This window comes from Shewanella baltica, from assembly GCF_900456975.1.
Lineage (GTDB): Bacteria > Pseudomonadota > Gammaproteobacteria > Enterobacterales > Shewanellaceae > Shewanella > Shewanella baltica.
Genome location: NZ_UGYM01000002.1, coordinates 2,180,342 through 2,197,634 on the forward strand (window position 1 = coordinate 2,180,342; position 17,293 = coordinate 2,197,634).

The window sequence follows — 17,293 nt, forward strand, 5'->3', positions numbered from 1 at the left end:
AAGCCTCGCATTTGCGGGGCTTTATATTGCCTTAAATTCCAGCCATAAAAAATCCCCACTCTATGGCGGGGATTTTTATCAAACGGAGAAAAAGCTAAAAAACGGGCTTAGGCATTACCCTTCACTTTCATATTCAGTGTCTTGGCAAAATCCAGCATGCGCGTCAGCGGGATCAGCGCTTTAACTCTTAAGTCTTCATCCACAAAAATCTCATGGGTGGTTTTATCGCTGTCGGCGAGTGACGCTTCAATGGCCTGTAGACCGTTCATCGCCATCCAAGGACAGTGGGCACAGCTCTTACAGGTTGCACCGTTACCGCCGGTTGGCGCTTCGATTAAGATTTTACCTGGCGCCGCCTGCTGCATTTTATAGAAGATGCCGCGATCGGTTGCCACGATAAAACGCTCATTCTGCATTGTCTGCGCCGCTTTGATCAGCTGACTGGTCGAGCCAACAGCATCGGCCATCGCCACCACACTGGCTGGAGACTCAGGGTGCACAAGGATAGCCGCATCTGGGTAAACGCTTTTCATATCGCGCAGCGCGTTCGATTTAAACTCGTCGTGAACGATACAATCGCCTTGCCACATCAACATTTCTGCGCCCGTCTGTTTAGCAATATAGCTGCCCAAATGACGGTCTGGTCCCCAAATGATCTTTTTACCTTCGCTGTCTAAGTGCTCAACGATTTCGAGGGCAATACTGGAGGTCACCACCCAATCGGCGCGCGCTTTAACCGCAGCCGAAGTATTGGCGTAAACCACCACAGTATGATCTGGGTGCGCGTCGCAAAAAGCACTGAACTTATCGATTGGACAACCTAAGTCCAATGAACAAGTGGCTTCTAAGGTCGGCATTAAAATGGTTTTTTCTGGGCTCAAAATCTTGGCGGTTTCGCCCATAAACTTGACCCCAGCAACGATTAACGTTTTTGCTGGGTGATCGCGGCCAAAGCGCGCCATTTCTAAAGAGTCTGAAACGCAGCCGCCGGTTTCTTCGGCAAGGGCTTGGATTTCAGGATCGGTATAATAGTGGGCAACCAGAACGGCATCTTTTTCAATGAGCAGTTGTTTGATACGCGCCTTGTAATCGGCTTTTTGCGCATCGGACAAAGGAACTGGCTTAGGCGGAAACGGGTAATCAATGGTTTCTATGCTGGGGGCAAACTGACTCATAACACATCCATCAGGATAACTACGTCCGAGAATTATACGTAATCGGAATCAAAAGATTAACCCATTTATGCAAAGCAAATAAAAAAGGACGCTCTAAAGCGTCCTTTTACTGTCAAATCTGCGTGCCAGCGGCTTAGCGCATGGCCAATAACATCTCTTGCGGCTGCTCCAGATATTGTTTCCACAGATTACAGAAGCGAGCAATGGTACCGCCATCGATCACTCTGTGGTCGCCAGACCAGCTTACTTGCATGATTTGGCGGGCTTCGACTTCCCCTTTCGCATTAAAACGCGGCAAGGTCTGCAACTTACCTAAGGCCACAATCGCCACTTCAGGTTTGTTGATAATAGGCGTCGCCACTGTGCCACCTAAGGCGCCAATGTTAGAGATGGAAATCGTGCCGTCTTTCAGATCCGCTGGCGCCACGCGGCCACTGCGGGCTGCTTGGGTCAGACGGGTGATTTCTGCCGCCACTTCTAAAATGCTCTTATCCTGCACATCTTTGATGTTGGGCACCAAGAGACCGACTTTAGAATCCACCGCCATGCCGATATTGTGGCGCGCTTTGTAAGTCAGCTCAGTACAATCAGCATTCACTTGGCTATTCATCACAGGGAACTGACTTAACGCGAGCGACATCGACTTCATGAAGAAAGGCATCATGGTCAGCTTCACTTCATCGGACGAATACTTCACTTTCATGCTTTCACGCAGTGCAACTAAGTCTGTTAAATCAAATTCTTCGCAATAGGTAAAGTGCGGAATGCTCGACACCGACTCGACCATCATGCGTGCCATCACAGCTTTTACGCCGCGAATCGGCTCAACCGTGTCAGCGCGTTGAGTTACTGTCGATGTTAGAACTTGGGTTTGAGATGCTTGCGTCGCTTGAGCTGGCGCCTCTTTTACCTGAGTCGCACTTGATGCAGAAACATTGCTTGCGCCTTGTTGGAAGCGAGTGATGTCTTCCTTATACACACGGCCATGCTTTCCTGTACCAGGTACTTGGCTCAAATCGATATCTAACGACCGCGCCATCCGACGAACCGCAGGGCTGGCTAAGGCTTTACCTTGGCGAGCAGGTTCTGCATTCACAGTCTGCGCTGTTGGTGCCGCATTGGACACAGTATCAGTGTTTGTTGCTGCAGGTGCAGAAGCCGTCTGTTCAACTTCAATGGCAAATAAAGGCGCATGCACTTTTGCCAGCTGACCTTTACGATAATGCAGTTTGGCAATTTTACCCGCTTTAATGGCAGGAATTTGCACCAGCGCTTTATCTGTCATCACGTCCGCAATCGGTTGATCTTCCTCAACCCAATCACCTTCGCTCACTAGCCATTCGACGAGTTCACATTCAACAATGCCTTCGCCGATATCCGGTAGTAAGAACTCTTCAATGCTGACGGATGAACTAGATGACGTATTGGCAGTTGTTGCAGCCACAGACTCAGTCACTTTTGCAGTCGTCGCAGCAGGTTCAGTCGCAGATTCTTCACCTGCGATTTCAACGGCAGCTTCAATTTGTACGGCATAGAGCGGCGCATGCACTTTCGCAATATCGCCTTTAGCGTAATACAGCTTAGTGACCACGCCCGCAAATGGCGCAGGGATTTGCACTAGGGCTTTGTCTGTCATGACATCGGCAATCGGCTGATCTTCAACGACTGTGTCGCCTTCTTTGACCAACCATTCAACCAATTCACACTCCACTACACCTTCGCCAATATCCGGCAAAATAAAATCTTTAATCATACCGGACTCCTAGAAGGTCACTGATGCTTTGATGGCTTCAAACGTTTTGAACGCATCAGGCATGTATTCTTTTTCATGAATGAGTGGGTACGGGGTATCTAAACCACAAACGCGGCTGATGGGCGACTCTAGATACAAGAAGCATTCTTGCTGGATTGTCGCGGCAATTTCACCGGCAAAACCACCAGTTAATGGCGCTTCATGGTTAACCAGCAAACGTCCTGTCTTTTTGACTGAATCGGCAACGGTATCAATATCCCAGGGTGACAAGGTGCGTAAATCAATAATTTCGCAGGAGATCCCTTCTTTAGCGGCCATGTCGGCGGCTTTTTCAAGGATTTCCATTTGCGCGCCCCACGCCACTAAGGTGATGTCTTTACCTTCGCGAACCACTTCAGCCTTGCCCAGTTCAATTTCATAATCGCCCGCTGGTACTTCGCCAACCGATGCGCGATATAAACGCTTAGGTTCAAAGAAGATCACTGGGTTTTTGTCACGAATTGACGCTAACAACAGGCCTTTGGCTTGCTCGGGGTTACGTGGCACAACCACTTTTAATCCCGGTGTCTGGGTAAAATAAGCTTCGGGTGATTGTGAGTGATAATGGCCGCCTGCGATGCCGCCGCCATAGGGCGTACGGAACACTAATCCACCGACATCGAACTCATTACCGCTACGGTAACGGAATTTAGCCGACTCGTTGACTATTTGATCGAACGCCGGAAAGATATAATCGGCGAATTGGATTTCAGCCACAGCAGTCATGCCATTTGAGGCTAAACCATTGGCAAAACCGGCAATACCTTGCTCTGTCAGCGGGGTATTGAAGCAGCGATCGCGGCCGAATTTTTCTTGAAGACCGGAAGTGGCGCGAAATACCCCACCAAAGTGACCCACATCTTCACCAAAAACCACCATGCGCTCATCGGCTTGCATGGCGATCGACAAGGCCTCATTGACGGCCTGTAACATATTCATTTCAGCCACGGCTTATAGTCTCCCTGCACTTTTTGGATAGGCTTGCGGATATTTTTTGATATGTTCTTTAAGATCGGCGAGTTGCTTTCTCAGCACTGGCGTCGGCTTGTCGTACACATCTTCAATAATTTCATCCAGCATAGGCACAGGAATTTTTTCAGCCACTTTTACCGCAGCCAATACTTCTTCACGATATTTCTCATGCAGTTTCACATCATCCGCTTCAGCTAACCAACCTTTGTTGATAAGCCATAATTTGAAGCGTTTAACCGGATCGTGTTGCTGCCACTTGGCTTCTTCATCTTTCGAGCGATAACCTGATGGATCGTCTGATGATGAATGCGCGCCGAGACGGTAAGTCATGGCTTCAATCAGCACAGGGGCATTATGCTCAATCGCATAGGCACGGGCTTGCTGCGTTGCCGCTAACACGGCCAACATGTCATTGCCGTCAACACGAATGGTGTGCATACCATAACCCACGCCGCGGCTCGCAATGCCGTTACCGGCAAACTGCTCTTCAGTTGGGGTTGAAATGGCGTAGCCATTGTTACGACAGAAGAAAATCACTGGACACTTCAATACTGCGGCCATGTTTAGACCGGCATGGAAGTCCCCTTCCGATGCAGCGCCTTCGCCAAAATAGCAAACCGCAACTTTGCGCTTACCTTGCATTTTTAAGCTGTAGCCCACACCCGTCGCCTGCGGGATTTGTGTCGCAAGGGGTGAAGAAATCGTTTGATAATGCAATGCCGCACTGCCGTAGTGAATGGGCATTTGGCGACCTTTACCAAGATCTTTCTCGTTACTGAACATCTGATTCATAAACTGTTCAGTGGTAAAGCCGCGATAACGCAGCGCCGCATGCTCACGGTATTGCGCGAGGATCACGTCTTCTTGATCGAGTGCGGCCACACTGCCGACAATCGCCGCTTCTTCACCTGTACAGGTCATATAGAAGCTGATGCGCCCTTGGCGCTGGGCACCTAACATACGTTCATCGAGTACCCGAGTGAATACACAGGTATCGTAAATTTTAGTGGCTAAGGTTTCATCTATCACAGGCAAAACCGCGGTTTCATAAGTGGTGCCGTCGGCTTGTAGAATTCGAAGGATAGGAATGTGTAGCGATGCCTTATCCAAGAAGCCGACACGGTGCACTGTATCAGTGTTGAGTGTTGCTTTGCTCATATTGTGCTCTTGTTATCTCATTACGCACCAAAGCGTTTTGATGCGTCTGTTTATACGAATATGCCCGACGAACATTACGTTAACGTAAACTACCTATCAACCATTGGCATAGCTCAAACCACAAGTTATCCCTGCCTCGCATGTATATATTGCTTTACAAGCCTAACGCACGTCCGCATTCACTGCAGGGATCAGGCAAATCACAGTGCGATTGCCAATAGGCACTTTGGCATTAGGGAACACGACAGACTCAAACTCATGTTCCACTTTAATTTCTTGCCCACCTTCCCGCGCTAATACAAAGCCCTTCGGGAAAGATCTGAAGTTTTCGACATCGGTTGCGAAGGTAAATTCAAAATCATCGAAATGTTTATTGATGACGCGGCACACTTGATACAAGTTAACCTTATCGGCATCAAATGCATCTAACTCCAACGGCTTAGCGGTGATCAAGCGCATAAACATTTCATGGGTCGCAATAAAACGCGTCATGTCGTTCTGCCCCATGGGATACACTTTGCCAAGCTCAATGGTAAAGGCATCGGCGCCGTAGCGTTCAGAGGAAAAATAGCTAAAGGTCGTGGTCGGTTCGTGGTGAAAAAGTACCGTATCGACACCGCTTGCGGCTAGAAACATGATTTGCTCGCCGCTAAAGGCACGCCCTGGACGATAGGGATAAATAGCGAACTTTTCATGCTTCGAGGCGCGCATCGCCGTGTGCAGATCATAATGAATGCGCTGACGACCATCGGCAACCGCAGTATAAAAACGGTCGACATAGGCTTCGAGTTTTTTGGCGCGCACTCGCTCAGGATTGACTAATCCCGGAGGAGTAGAATGCTCACCACTAAAGAGACGATTCATGTTCTCATCGATAATACGCGTGCCGTTATTAATCGCTAATGGATTACCAATCAGGAATAAAGTGCGCTGTTTCGCGATGATCTTTTGCTGTAAAAGCTGCTTAATTAAGCCATTGCAGAGTTCAATGGGCGCGGTCTCGTTACCGTGAACACCGCAAGAAAGGACAACATCTTTTCCTTCATTCTGGGCGGGCTCAAAAATGATAACGCCGGTATCCCACACTTCAACTTGGGTATGGTCGCCTAAGCTAAATGAAAACTCGCCATCGAACTGTTCAGGATGGGCTAAGGTGAGCGCTAAAAAATCCTTTGAATCTAACAGAGCTTGTAACACAGAATTCTCCTTATAATGGTGTGTAACAGTAACGGCGCAATAGCATCAGTGCAGATAGCAATAACCACTCAAGCATTCATCTCACCGCGGTTAGGCTGACTCGCACCTTAAAAAGCGGCTTCAATACTAACACATGTTTTTAATGCTGTTCTCAGACATTTATCGCCATAGGACCCAGTTTTGAACGGAATAAGATCAACGCGGCGCTTTGCTATGCCGAGTGTAAATTTCCCATGCCTTTATCGAAAAATCGTCCAGCATAAATATTCCTGCTAGAGGCTTGCTTTTGCGCGCGAGTTTTATCACAATCCTTAGCCATCTAGACTTCTATTGGATTTAATTATGGCGTTAGCAACCTTTGGTGCCGGCTGTTTCTGGGGCGTAGAGTATTTTTTTAGACAAGTGAATGGCGTATCGAATGCCACCTGCGGTTACATGGGCGGCAATAATAGCGCGACCACCTATGAAGAAGTCAAAAAAGGCAAAACGGGCCACGCCGAAGTGGTACAAGTGGAATTTGACCCTGCCCTGGTAAGTTATGAAGACTTGCTCGAGGTATTTTGGAAAAACCACAATCCAACCAGTCTGAACATGCAAGGCGGAGATATAGGCACTCAATACCGCAGCACGATTTTCTTCCATGACAGTGAACAAAAAGCCGCGGCAGAAGCCTCAAAATTAGCTTTTGCCCGCTCAGGTCGTTGGGGATTACGCCATATCGTGACTGAAATTGTGCCATTGCAACAGTTCCATGTGGCAGAGGAATATCACCAAAATTACATCGATAAGAATAACTTACCGAGTTGTCATATCGAGTACTAAATACGGTCAAATCAGCATGAGTTTAATACTCATAGCTTAAATAGACATAAACAAAAACGCACTCAAAACTGAGTGCGTTTGTTTTTAATACTTTATAAACCTACTGCTGCGTTAAGCGTTCAGCGCCTTATCAATTAATGCCTGCGCATCTTTGATGATTTCAGCTAAATGCTGCTCACTGATAAAACTCTCGCCGTAGATCTTAAATAACGCTTCAGTGCCCGATGGACGCGCCGCAAACCAACCATTCGCCGTAGTCACTTTGATGCCACCAATGGCCGCATTATTGCCCGGCGCATGGGTTAACACGTTTTCGATTGTCTCACCCGCAAGCACAGTGGCATTTAAGGTTTCTGCATTCAATAACGCAAATTTGGCCTTGTTTTCAAGACTGATTGGGCTATCGATACGCTTATAGAAACTTTGGCCAAATTGTTCTACTAGCTCTTGATGGCGTTGACCTGGAGTTTTACCTGTCACCGCAAGAATTTCTGCGGCAAGTAACCCTAGAATAAAGCCGTCTTTATCCGTGCACCACGTAGTGCCATCACGGCGTAAAAATGCCGCGCCAGCGCTCTCTTCACCGCCAAAGGCGATGGTGGCTTCGGCTAAACCATCGACAAACCACTTAAAGCCCACAGGCACTTCGAGTAATTTTTTGCCATGGAAAGCACAGATTTTATCGATAAGTGCACTCGATACTAAGGTTTTACCTATGGCTAAGGTATCGCTCCAATCCGGTCTGTGAGTCAGTAAATAATCGATAGCGACCGCAAGGTAGTGATTAGGGTCCATCAAGCCGGTACCTGGGCAGACTATACCGTGGCGGTCATAGTCAGGATCGTTACCAAGGCATAAATCATAAGATTCTTTATGGGCGAGTAACCCTGCCATCGCATAGGGAGACGAGCAATCCATGCGGATTTTGCCGTCTTTATCCAGCGTCATAAAGCTAAAGCTTGGGTCAACTTTATCATTGACTAAGGTGATATCGAGCCCATAACGCGCGGCAATCGGTGCCCAGTAGAAAATCCCTGAACCACCGAGCGGGTCAACGCCGATACGCAGCTTAGCGTTGGCAATCGCCTGCATGTCGATAACATTTTCTAAATCAGCCACATAGGGCGTGATCAAATCAATGGCGTTGACATAGCCTGAGGCCAGTGCTTCGGCATACGCTAATTTTTGCACGCCAGCTAACGCTTGGCGCAAGTAATCATTGGCACGCGACTCAATCCAAGCCGTGATATTACCTTCGGCCGGTCCACCATGGGGTGGATTGTATTTGATCCCACCATCTTGAGGCGGATTATGGGAAGGCGTGATGATCAAACCATCGGATAGTGCAGCACCTGTGATATTGGCCTCGCGATTGGCGCAAATCACCCCATGGGACACCACTGGTGTTGGCGTGAAACCATCATTCTGCTGGATGTGCACTGTGACTTTATTTGCCGCCAGCACTTCAATTGCCGATAAATAAGCGGCGTAGGATAACGCATGGGTGTCAATCCCGAGGATCAACGGCCCATTGATATTCACCGATTGGCGATAATCCACCACAGCTTGGGTAATCGCCCAAATGTGTTGTTGGTTAAAACTGCCATTAAAAGCGCAGCCTCTGTGCCCAGAAGTGCCAAAGGTGACGCATTGTGGTACGTCATCCATATTTGGCGTGATGCTGTAATAATGGCTCATCAGTTTTGGAATATTGACCAGATCCGTCTGATTAGCGATTTGTCCTGCCCTTTGATGTATTGCCACCTATAGCTCTCCTGCACTCAATTACAATTAAAAACAATGGTTAAACCTAGCTCAATAGCTGATTAAATGGCTCACCCGCGGATTAAACGCGCTCGGCGATGCCAGCTGCAACCGTTGCATCACAACCAAATTGCACTAAGACTTCAGATAAAATGGTGCGTTTCTTGGCGGTATTGTTGTTGCTTGTCACCCAGAATCCACTGGTACCGATTTCTTTAGGATTCGCAGAGGCACTCGCTTCGAGTAATTGCTCTTTCGAACGGGCAAAATACAAACGATCGCGCCCTTGGATCTGCAGAATTTGCGAGAACTGCTCTGGGGCTAATTGATACAGACTTTCGAGCAAAAAGAGGAAACGCCCTACCGCGCCTTTTTGTTGCGATAACAGATGTTCATCGACTAAGCGACTGAAGTCATTCACAGCAAGTGCAGCTTGAATCGGCTCAGCCTCTAAACTTGGTTGGCTTATCGCCAAAGGCTGAGGTGGTTCGACCGCATCGACGGACAGGCCGAGTAATCGACGAAGAATGTCAGAGGCGCTCTCACCAATACGTTCTGTTTTGCTGGCAATATGACGATAGAGCTCTTCATCAACTTCGATATATTTCATAACCTTAATTATCCTTTGTTATTCGACAGGCTTAACCGAAAAAAGTGTACCACAGCGATCGGGGCAGATCATTGCGATCGGTTACCAGTGTATCCATGTCTATCAATCTGATAAAGCGTCATTATTCTAAAAATGCGTGAAATAGCACAGCAAACTAGCAGATAATCGACAATTGCCGAAAAAGCGCCCAAGTTCATCGCCGCATACACGCCAAAGTAGCAACTGACTTGTCAAGCCAACGGCATTAAGGGCACAATTCGCGCCACGTTAAGCTAAACATATCCAACAGGAATCACCATGAACTTTGTTTCTACAGGCCAAGGATCCGCAGTACTATTGATCCACGGCTTGTTCGGCAACCTAGATAACCTCAAAGGCCTAGGGCAAGTATTAGAAAGCCAGTATCAGGTTATTCGTGTCGATGTGCCCAATCATGGGTTAAGTGAGCATTGGGATGAGATGGATTACCCTCGCCTCGCCACGGCCATGGTTGCATTACTCGACGAACTGGCTATTGAACGCGCTCATATAGTGGGTCACTCCATGGGCGGTAAAATCGCCATGGCGACAGCGTTAGCTCATCCAGAGCGCATTATCAGCATGGTGGCAGCAGATATTGCCCCCGTCGCCTATGAGCCAAGACACGATACAGTGTTTGCCGCATTAGCAAGTCTGCCCTTAGAAGGTCATACCGACAGACACTTTGCCCTTAACCACTTGATTGACAAAGGTATCGACGAAGCCACGGCGCAGTTTTTACTCAAAAACCTGCAACGTACCGATACGGGCTTTCGTTGGAAGCTGAACTTAAGTGGGCTAAAGGCTTGTTATCCCAATATTATTGGTTGGCACAATCAGGCGCCAAATCCAGTACAAAGCTATAGCGGCCCGAGTCTATTTATTCGTGGTGGTGACTCAAATTATGTCACTGGTGAGCACAGAAGCGCTATCATGGCGCAATTCCCTGCGGCGCAGGCGAAAACCCTCGAAGGCTGTGGTCATTGGTTACATGCACAGAAACCCGCCATCTTTAACCGGATTGTGTCTGAATTTATTGACAAACAAGCAATGTAAATCAGCAGCAAACTCGACCTAAAGCATATGGCAGCCGCCATCTTGATGTGATATATTCGCGCCTCTTTTGGCCTTAGAACACTCTCGAGGACTAAGAAAGTATGTTATCTCAGTACATGGAACAAATTGAAACCATCGGCCTGAACCTGTTTTTTGCCTCGATATTTTTCTTTATCGGCATGGCCATCCACGATGTGCTTAAACAAGGTAACGTGCCGAAATTTGGTCGATTTATTGTTTGGTTAGTGTTATTTCTCGGCTGCGCCGGGTTTATTGTAAAAGGTATTATCCAGATCACTTGGGAAGGCTCAGGGATCGGTTAACAATAAGAACATGGCAAAAGAAGCGACAGACAGAACCACCATTGACCTTTTTGCCAATGAAAAGCGCCGGGGCCGCCCACGAAGTAATCCTTTGTCCCGTAGCCAGCAGCTTAAGGTCAACAAACGCAATCAAATCCAGCGCGATAAAGCCAACGGATTAAAGCGAATAGAGTTAAAGGTGTCACAAGATTTGTATGACGCCTTGAATGAGCAGGCATTGGCCAGTAACATCAGCCGTAGCCAGTTAATCGAATTAATTCTTCAGCAACAAGTTGAGTGCTGAACGAGTACCAGCAAGATTAACGTAATAAGTGAACTAGACATTAAAGGATAGACAATGGCAACTGTAGGTCTTTTTTTCGGTAGCGACACAGGTAACACCGAAGCCGTAGCCAAGATGATCCAGAAAAAACTGGGTAAAAAAATGGTTGAGGTGAAAGATATCGCCAAAAGTACCAAAGAACAGATTGCAGAGTATGACTTGCTGCTGTTCGGCATCCCAACCTGGTATTACGGCGAAGCTCAATGTGACTGGGACGATTTCTTCCCTGAATTAGAGCAAATTGATTTTACTGACAAACTTGTCGCTATTTTTGGTTGTGGTGATCAAGAAGACTACGCTGAGTATTTCCTTGATGCCATGGGCATGGTTGGCGATATCGTTCAGGCGCGTGGTGGTATCATCATTGGTCACTGGCCAACTGCAAGCTACAACTTCGAAGCCTCTAAAGGTCAAGTTGATGACGACCACTTTATTGGTTTAGGTATCGATGAAGATCGTCAGCCAGAGCTGACCGAAGAGCGTGTCGATGCTTGGGTTAAGCAAATTTACGAAGAAATGTGCTTAGCTGAATTAGAAGACTAATTGGGCTAACTATTCGATTAAAGCGGCCTTAACGCCGCTTTTTTTATGCTTATATTTCTACTTGTTTCAATTATCTACTTGTTGTAACTAAGAATAACGACATACCACACTCATGACCAACACACCCCGCTCCACCCATTGGGATATCTTTTGTACCGTCGTCGATAACTATGGCGATATTGGCGTCACTTGGCGTTTAGCCAAACAAATGGCTAATGAGTACCAGATTCCCGTTAATTTGTGGGTCGACGACCTCGCAAGCTTCTCGCACATATTACCGACACTCGATCCACTAAAAAACGCTCAAAGCTTCAATGGTGTGAATATTATTCATTGGACTAAGCCTTTAGCCGTAGCGTTTGTCGCAGGGGAAATACTCATCGAAGCCTTTGCCTGTGAATTACCCGAACAGGTAAAAGCGCAGTTGGTTTATTTACATCAGAACGCCCCCGAATCTGTGCCTATCTGGTTGAATTTAGAATATTTAAGCGCTGAGGATTGGGTCGAAGGCTGCCATGGTTTGCCTTCATTACAAGCCAATGGTTTAAAGAAGTATTTTTACTTCCCGGGCTTTGGCGCAAAAACCGGTGGGCTCATCTGCGAGCAAGATTTGTTTGCCGAGCGCGATGCTTGGCAAGCTAACTCAGCTAACAAATTACAGCTTTTTAGTCAGCTAGGTCTTAGGGGGATTGAGGCTCAAGATACTGTGATTAGCATCTTTAGCTATGAAACCGAGGCACTGCCGGCGTTATGCGAGTTATGGCAGCAATCGGCCGAGAAAATCCATGCGTTGATCCCCAAGGGTCGCAGCTTAAACAGTCTGAAGCAGTTACTGCCCTGTGATATTGCCGCGCTAGTGCCGGGTCAGCAAATAAATCATGGCAATTTAACCCTGCATATTTTACCCATGACAGACCAACAGGGGTTTGATCGTCTGCTCTGGAGCTGCGATTTTAATATCGTCCGCGGTGAAGATTCCTTTTTACGCGCCCAATGGGCCGCAAAACCCTTCATTTGGCACATTTATCCCCAAGAAGATGATTATCACCTCGTAAAATTAGAAGCTTTTCTCAAACTTTACTGCGATAATCTGCCACCTAAAATTGCTTGTTATTGGTCTGAATTGAATCTTGCGTTCAACCAAGCACAGCAATCTGCCGTGAGCCTTCACTGGCAAAACCTTAATCCTGTTAATTTGCCCTTGTTGCACCATGCTAAACAATGGCCAATTAATGCATTAAATGCTGCAGATCTCGCTACTCGACTAGTTCAGTTCGTTAAAAACAGCTAAGATACTGCGCGAAAACAGAAAAATCTAAATATAGGAAATAGTGTAATGAAAACTGCTCATGAAATCCGTCCTGGTAACGTGATCATGTTAGATGGCAGCCCATGGGTTGTGCAGAAAACTGAAACAACTCGTTCTGGCCGTAACGCTGCTATCGTTAAGTTAAAGTTGAAAAACTTACTGCTTAACTCTGGTACTGAAACGACTTTCAAAGGTGAAGATAAGTTAGAAGACATCATCCTAGATCGTCTTGATTGTACTTATTCTTACTTTGCTGATCCTATGTTTGTATTCATGGATGCAGAATATAACCAATACGACGTAGAAGCAGAAAACTTAGGTGATGCAGCGGCTTATATCGTTGACGGTATGGAAGAAACTTGCCAAGTGACTTTCTACGATGGCAAAGCTATCTCTGTTGAAATGCCAACCACTATCGTACGTGAAGTGATCTACACTGAGCCTTCTGCTCGTGGCGATACTTCAGGTAAAGTGATGAAGCCAGCAACTATCACTGGCGGCGGCACTGTTACTGTTGCTGACTTCGTGAAAGTTGGCGACAAGATTGAAATCGATACTCGTACTGGCGAATTCAAGAAGCGCGTTTAATAGCCCTTCTCGTTTCCTGTCGAAGAAAAGCCAGTGCTTGCACTGGCTTTTTTGTTGCTGTTTTTTAGTCGCGTGATTTGTGGGGTGTATTTGTGGGATGTCGAGTCACTCAAGGAAATAAGGCGTTATCCAGCAACATCCCCTCAGCAAATAAGCGCTAGCATTGCGGCCCTAAGAAACGTCGCTCCCAAGCACCTATCTCACTCAAATAACTTTGAAACTCGATCTCCTTCACTGACACAAAACCCGTGACAAAATCATCCCCAAGTAAGCGCCTTGCCGAATCACTTTGGCGCATTTGCGTTAATGCAGCGAGAAATGTTTGCGCTAAGTCATGGCTGCTCTCATAAGCACTACCGGTTTCTGGCGCGCTTGGGGATAGTTTTTCTTCCATTCCCGCAAGTCCCGCAGCCAAAGATGCGGCAATCATCAAATACGGATTGGCATCGGCGCCCGCAATGCGATTCTCTACCCGTCGCGCCACCGGAGCACTCAATGGCACTCGTAAGCCTGTAGTGCGGTTATCTACGCCCCAGCTTAAATTAATCGGCGCTTGGCTACCGGAAATGTAACGTCGGAATGAATTGATATTGGGTGCGAATAACAACATTAAATCAGGTAGATACTTTTGTAATCCGCCGATGTAATGGTGAAAATGTTCAGTATCGCTACCATCTGCATGGCTGAAAATATTCTTGCCTTTATCATCCACGACACTTTGATGTAAATGCATAGAACTGCCGGGTTGGCCTGCTATGGGTTTCGCCATAAATATCGCGTTCAAGCCATGTTTAATGGCGATTTCTTTCGCCGCGTATTTAAACATAAAAGCTTGATCTGCTAAGGCCAGCGGATCGCCATGCACTAAGTTAATTTCATATTGCGATAGCCCCATCTCATGGATCCAAGTATCACCTTTGATCCCAATCGCATCGATGGCGGCATTAAAGTCATCCCAAAATGGCGCGAGTTCATTGAGCATATTCATGCTAAACGCAGATTGACCGTTTTCAGCTCGGCCACTTTTTGAAATAGGCGCCTGATACGGCGCACTCGGGTCGGTATTGGCTTCAGTCAGATAAAACTCAATCTCAGGGGCCACCACTGGCGTTAACCCAAGGGCTTGGTAACGGGCCAACACATTTTTTAAAATGGAGCGCGGCGCAAATGGACATAAATTGCCATCGAGCAACACACAGTCATGGATGGCAAATGCGCGCGGCACTGTGCTCCACGGGATCATTTTTAGGGTGCTGTAATCGGGGACGAGTAACAGATCAGGATCAGCATCGGGGAAAATTGGATCGTAGGAATACTCACCGGTAATCGCCTGCATCGAAATCGCTTGGGCAATACGTAACTCAGCACCCTGAGCAAAGCTTCGGGCTGGCATGAGCTTCCCCCTTGGATAGCCTGAGATATCAGGGAATAAACATTCGACATCACGTATGGTGCCGTGCTGGAAAAACGCAGTAAGAAGGGTTGAGTCCATTTGATTCATTTGCCACTAATGTTGAAAATAACACCATGAAGGATGCAAAGTATAATCAGGCTTTGATTTGAAAAGCTACATGGTAACGATGAAATATGTAAAATATAAATGACAATTCCGTAAAATATAATTTGACATCAGCTGGGCGTCTTCATTTAAGAGTGTAATCGTGTTTATCCTAGTTCAAGCCTAGCCACTCTCCACTCGCCTTTTCCCCACTTTAACCGCCGAACCCAATTACGGCAGACATAAAAAAACCAGCCGCAGCTGGTTTCTTATTCTAATCATGAAAGTATTTACGCAATCACGATAAAGCCGATAAACGCCAGTACAGCGGCGATCAGCGCATAAGGTAACTGAGTCACAGCATGGCTCACTAAGTTACAACCTGAGCCTTGGGCGGCCAATACGGTTGAATCTGAGTAGAAGCACGCTTGGCTACCAAATGATGATGCCGACAACAAGGCACCAATCACTAATGGGATATCCGCGCCCACCGATTGCGCTAATGGCATAACGATAGGAATGGTCACCGCAAAAATGCCCCAGCTCGAACCCGTCGCAAACGCGAGGATCGCCATGGATAAAAACACCACTGCAGGCAGCAATTTAGGCGTCATAAACGGACTTAATGATTCAATCACGTACTGCGGCAGTAATAACTGATCGCATACGTCCTTAAACACAAATGCCGCAATCACAGTGCTAATCGCCGGTAGCATGCTCTTAAAGCCATCAATCATCTGATCCATCATCTCGGATAACGGCATCAAACGCTGCACAGCATAATAAGGGATAGTGATGACTAAAGTCGCCAGCAAGCCTTTCCACACGTCGATATCAAAGTACACGGTAAAGGCCACTAACAAACCAATCGGCACTAAAAAGTTGTGTAATTTGCCATGATTATCGGCGTGCTTAAATTCCTCTTCGATGGCTTTAACCGCATACTCGTCCGAGGTTTGCACTTGGTCAAAATCCACTTGAGCTTCTGCTGGCTCGCCTTGTGCGGCGCGCAGCTGCGCAGTTTTCATCGGACCAATGGCAGGCACTATGCCGAGTACCACAAGTAGCACCATAGCCACGGCTAACCAAGCGTAAAGCATGTAAGGAATCGCTTGCATGTAGACAGCAATGCCCTGACCTTCGGCCGCCACACCGTTATCGACCAATAACCCACCAAAGAATACTGCCCAAGTCGATAATGGCACTAACACGCACACAGGCGCGGCAGTGGAATCCACAACATAGGCGAGCATCTCACGGGACACTTTAAATTTATCCGTTACACGCTTCATGGTTTCACCCACGGTCAGCGCATTGAGATAATCATCAATAAAAATCACGATCCCAAGAATAAACGTCATCAACAGGGAAGATTTGGGTCCCTTAGCAAATCTCAGTGCATTACGGCCGAACGCTAACGCGCCGCCGGTGCGGACCAAAAGCGCAATCAGCGCACCAAAACCACCACACACCAGAATCAACCAACCTATGGTTTCATCGGCCATGACCTTCAATGACACACTGGCAAAATTGTTTAAGACTTGACTGGGATCGAGTAACAGGAAACCGGTTACCGCACCTATGATCAGAGATAAAATGGGACGGCGTAACCAAATAGCTAACACCAATACCACCAAAGGTGGGATGAGACTTAACGCTGTCGGTTCAGACATGCACTTAGGTCCTCTAAATAAATCGCCTAAAAGGCAAATGGTTTTAGAATAACGTCTGAAATCAACATGATTCAGAACGTCAACACAGCTGCTTCATGATGACTAACCCTGAAGATAAAACCCGCTAATTGCTTGCTATCTGAGGTGCCTTGCCAAAAACATCGCGCAGAAAATAAAGCGCATCGAATATTGAGTCAACTATAAATTTAACTTGATAGAAAATAATTTTAACGGCTGCAAACAAAATCAATATAATACAATGATTTTAAAGTCTTTTAACTCACTCGCAACGAAACCGTTTATGATCCTCTCAGCTTAATAAGCATTCAATAAATATGCCTATTTATCACAAGGTCATATACAGCTGGCATAAGTTGATCTTATCGAGGAACTGTGATTAAAAATCAATCATTAAGCTTTTGCTAAAATACACTTTTCCCCTACTAAGATTTATAGGACAAACAAATAAAACG

Annotated in this window: 16 protein-coding genes; 7 read left to right on the forward strand and 9 right to left on the reverse strand. The window is 46.8% G+C overall.

Annotated elements, in window-relative coordinates; all coding sequences use genetic code 11:
• Positions 1 to 107: 107 nt before the first annotated feature.
• The 5 genes from nadA to astE form a co-directional block, all read right to left on the reverse strand.
• Positions 108 to 1,175 carry a quinolinate synthase NadA gene (nadA, locus tag DYH48_RS09770; protein ID WP_115334649.1) on the reverse strand — a complete coding sequence of 356 codons (1,068 nt, stop codon included), beginning with the start codon at positions 1,173 to 1,175 and terminating at the stop codon, positions 108 to 110.
• Positions 1,176 to 1,308: 133 nt separating this feature from the next.
• On the reverse strand, positions 1,309 to 2,928 hold the full coding sequence (locus DYH48_RS09775) for a dihydrolipoyllysine-residue acetyltransferase (RefSeq protein ID WP_115334650.1): 1,620 nt from the start codon (positions 2,926 to 2,928) through the stop codon (positions 1,309 to 1,311).
• Between the two features lie 9 nt (positions 2,929 to 2,937).
• Positions 2,938 to 3,915 (reverse strand): alpha-ketoacid dehydrogenase subunit beta, encoded by a 978-nt coding sequence (locus DYH48_RS09780; RefSeq protein ID WP_006081587.1) that lies wholly within the window; start codon positions 3,913 to 3,915, stop codon positions 2,938 to 2,940.
• A gap of 3 nt (positions 3,916 to 3,918) precedes the next feature.
• On the reverse strand, positions 3,919 to 5,097 hold the full coding sequence (locus tag DYH48_RS09785) for a thiamine pyrophosphate-dependent dehydrogenase E1 component subunit alpha (protein WP_107404477.1): 1,179 nt from the start codon (positions 5,095 to 5,097) through the stop codon (positions 3,919 to 3,921).
• A 162-nt stretch (positions 5,098 to 5,259) separates the two neighbouring features.
• Positions 5,260 to 6,294, reverse strand: a complete 1,035-nt coding sequence (gene astE / locus DYH48_RS09790; RefSeq protein ID WP_115334651.1) for a succinylglutamate desuccinylase — start codon at positions 6,292 to 6,294, stop codon at positions 5,260 to 5,262.
• Between the two features lie 342 nt (positions 6,295 to 6,636).
• Between astE and msrA the strand changes: the two genes are divergently transcribed.
• Positions 6,637 to 7,116 (forward strand): peptide-methionine (S)-S-oxide reductase MsrA, encoded by a 480-nt coding sequence (msrA, locus tag DYH48_RS09795; RefSeq protein ID WP_012587710.1) that lies wholly within the window; start codon positions 6,637 to 6,639, stop codon positions 7,114 to 7,116.
• A gap of 111 nt (positions 7,117 to 7,227) precedes the next feature.
• Here msrA and pgm read toward each other — a convergent pair whose 3' ends face one another.
• Together pgm and seqA are read right to left on the reverse strand one after the other, a co-directional pair.
• Positions 7,228 to 8,880 carry a phosphoglucomutase (alpha-D-glucose-1,6-bisphosphate-dependent) gene (pgm, locus tag DYH48_RS09800; protein WP_115334652.1) on the reverse strand — a complete coding sequence of 551 codons (1,653 nt, stop codon included), beginning with the start codon at positions 8,878 to 8,880 and terminating at the stop codon, positions 7,228 to 7,230.
• A gap of 82 nt (positions 8,881 to 8,962) precedes the next feature.
• Complete coding sequence (gene seqA, locus DYH48_RS09805; RefSeq protein ID WP_115334653.1) at positions 8,963 to 9,490, reverse strand: replication initiation negative regulator SeqA; 528 nt, start codon at positions 9,488 to 9,490, stop codon at positions 8,963 to 8,965.
• A 297-nt stretch (positions 9,491 to 9,787) separates the two neighbouring features.
• Here seqA and DYH48_RS09810 point away from each other — a divergent pair, with 297 nt between their 5' ends.
• From DYH48_RS09810 to efp, 6 genes are all read left to right on the forward strand, one after another.
• Positions 9,788 to 10,564: an alpha/beta fold hydrolase gene (locus DYH48_RS09810; RefSeq protein ID WP_115334654.1), complete on the forward strand. Its 777-nt coding sequence runs from the start codon at positions 9,788 to 9,790 to the stop codon at positions 10,562 to 10,564.
• Between the two features lie 101 nt (positions 10,565 to 10,665).
• Entirely contained in the window at positions 10,666 to 10,887 is a 222-nt protein-coding gene (locus DYH48_RS09815; protein WP_006081578.1) for a DUF2788 domain-containing protein, read from the forward strand.
• 10 nt (positions 10,888 to 10,897) lie between these two features.
• A complete protein-coding gene (ybfE, locus tag DYH48_RS09820) occupies positions 10,898 to 11,170 on the forward strand; it encodes a LexA regulated protein (RefSeq protein ID WP_006081577.1) in 273 nt (90 codons plus the stop codon).
• A gap of 54 nt (positions 11,171 to 11,224) precedes the next feature.
• Entirely contained in the window at positions 11,225 to 11,752 is a 528-nt protein-coding gene (fldA, locus tag DYH48_RS09825) for a flavodoxin FldA (protein ID WP_006081576.1), read from the forward strand.
• 112 nt (positions 11,753 to 11,864) lie between these two features.
• The gene (gene earP, locus DYH48_RS09830) at positions 11,865 to 13,043 is read left to right on the forward strand and encodes an elongation factor P maturation arginine rhamnosyltransferase EarP (protein WP_115334655.1); all 1,179 of its coding nucleotides are present in this window, start codon (positions 11,865 to 11,867) and stop codon (positions 13,041 to 13,043) included.
• Positions 13,044 to 13,088: 45 nt separating this feature from the next.
• Entirely contained in the window at positions 13,089 to 13,649 is a 561-nt protein-coding gene (efp, locus tag DYH48_RS09835) for an elongation factor P (protein WP_006081573.1), read from the forward strand.
• 157 nt (positions 13,650 to 13,806) lie between these two features.
• Here efp and DYH48_RS09840 read toward each other — a convergent pair whose 3' ends face one another.
• Positions 13,807 to 15,141 carry a glutamine synthetase family protein gene (locus tag DYH48_RS09840; protein ID WP_115334656.1) on the reverse strand — a complete coding sequence of 445 codons (1,335 nt, stop codon included), beginning with the start codon at positions 15,139 to 15,141 and terminating at the stop codon, positions 13,807 to 13,809.
• A 296-nt stretch (positions 15,142 to 15,437) separates the two neighbouring features.
• Positions 15,438 to 16,820, reverse strand: coding sequence for a Na+/H+ antiporter NhaC family protein (locus tag DYH48_RS09845; RefSeq protein ID WP_006081571.1), 1,383 nt, complete (start codon positions 16,818 to 16,820; stop codon positions 15,438 to 15,440).
• Between the last annotated feature and the right edge of the window lie 473 nt (positions 16,821 to 17,293).

Bases quoted from the DNA above. Each gene is read 5' to 3' on its own strand.
- nadA (WP_115334649.1), bottom strand. From the start codon at position 1,175: ATGAGTCAGTTTGCCCCCAGCATAGAAACCATTGATTACCCGTTTCCG.
- DYH48_RS09775 (WP_115334650.1), bottom strand. From the start codon at position 2,928: ATGATTAAAGATTTTATTTTGCCGGATATTGGCGAAGGTGTAGTGGAG.
- DYH48_RS09785 (WP_107404477.1), bottom strand. From the start codon at position 5,097: ATGAGCAAAGCAACACTCAACACTGATACAGTGCACCGTGTCGGCTTC.
- msrA (WP_012587710.1), top strand. From the start codon at position 6,637: ATGGCGTTAGCAACCTTTGGTGCCGGCTGTTTCTGGGGCGTAGAGTAT.
- seqA (WP_115334653.1), bottom strand. From the start codon at position 9,490: ATGAAATATATCGAAGTTGATGAAGAGCTCTATCGTCATATTGCCAGC.
- DYH48_RS09810 (WP_115334654.1), top strand. From the start codon at position 9,788: ATGAACTTTGTTTCTACAGGCCAAGGATCCGCAGTACTATTGATCCAC.
- DYH48_RS09815 (WP_006081578.1), top strand. From the start codon at position 10,666: ATGTTATCTCAGTACATGGAACAAATTGAAACCATCGGCCTGAACCTG.
- ybfE (WP_006081577.1), top strand. From the start codon at position 10,898: ATGGCAAAAGAAGCGACAGACAGAACCACCATTGACCTTTTTGCCAAT.
- fldA (WP_006081576.1), top strand. From the start codon at position 11,225: ATGGCAACTGTAGGTCTTTTTTTCGGTAGCGACACAGGTAACACCGAA.
- earP (WP_115334655.1), top strand. From the start codon at position 11,865: ATGACCAACACACCCCGCTCCACCCATTGGGATATCTTTTGTACCGTC.
- efp (WP_006081573.1), top strand. From the start codon at position 13,089: ATGAAAACTGCTCATGAAATCCGTCCTGGTAACGTGATCATGTTAGAT.
- DYH48_RS09840 (WP_115334656.1), bottom strand. From the start codon at position 15,141: ATGGACTCAACCCTTCTTACTGCGTTTTTCCAGCACGGCACCATACGT.
- DYH48_RS09845 (WP_006081571.1), bottom strand. From the start codon at position 16,820: ATGTCTGAACCGACAGCGTTAAGTCTCATCCCACCTTTGGTGGTATTG.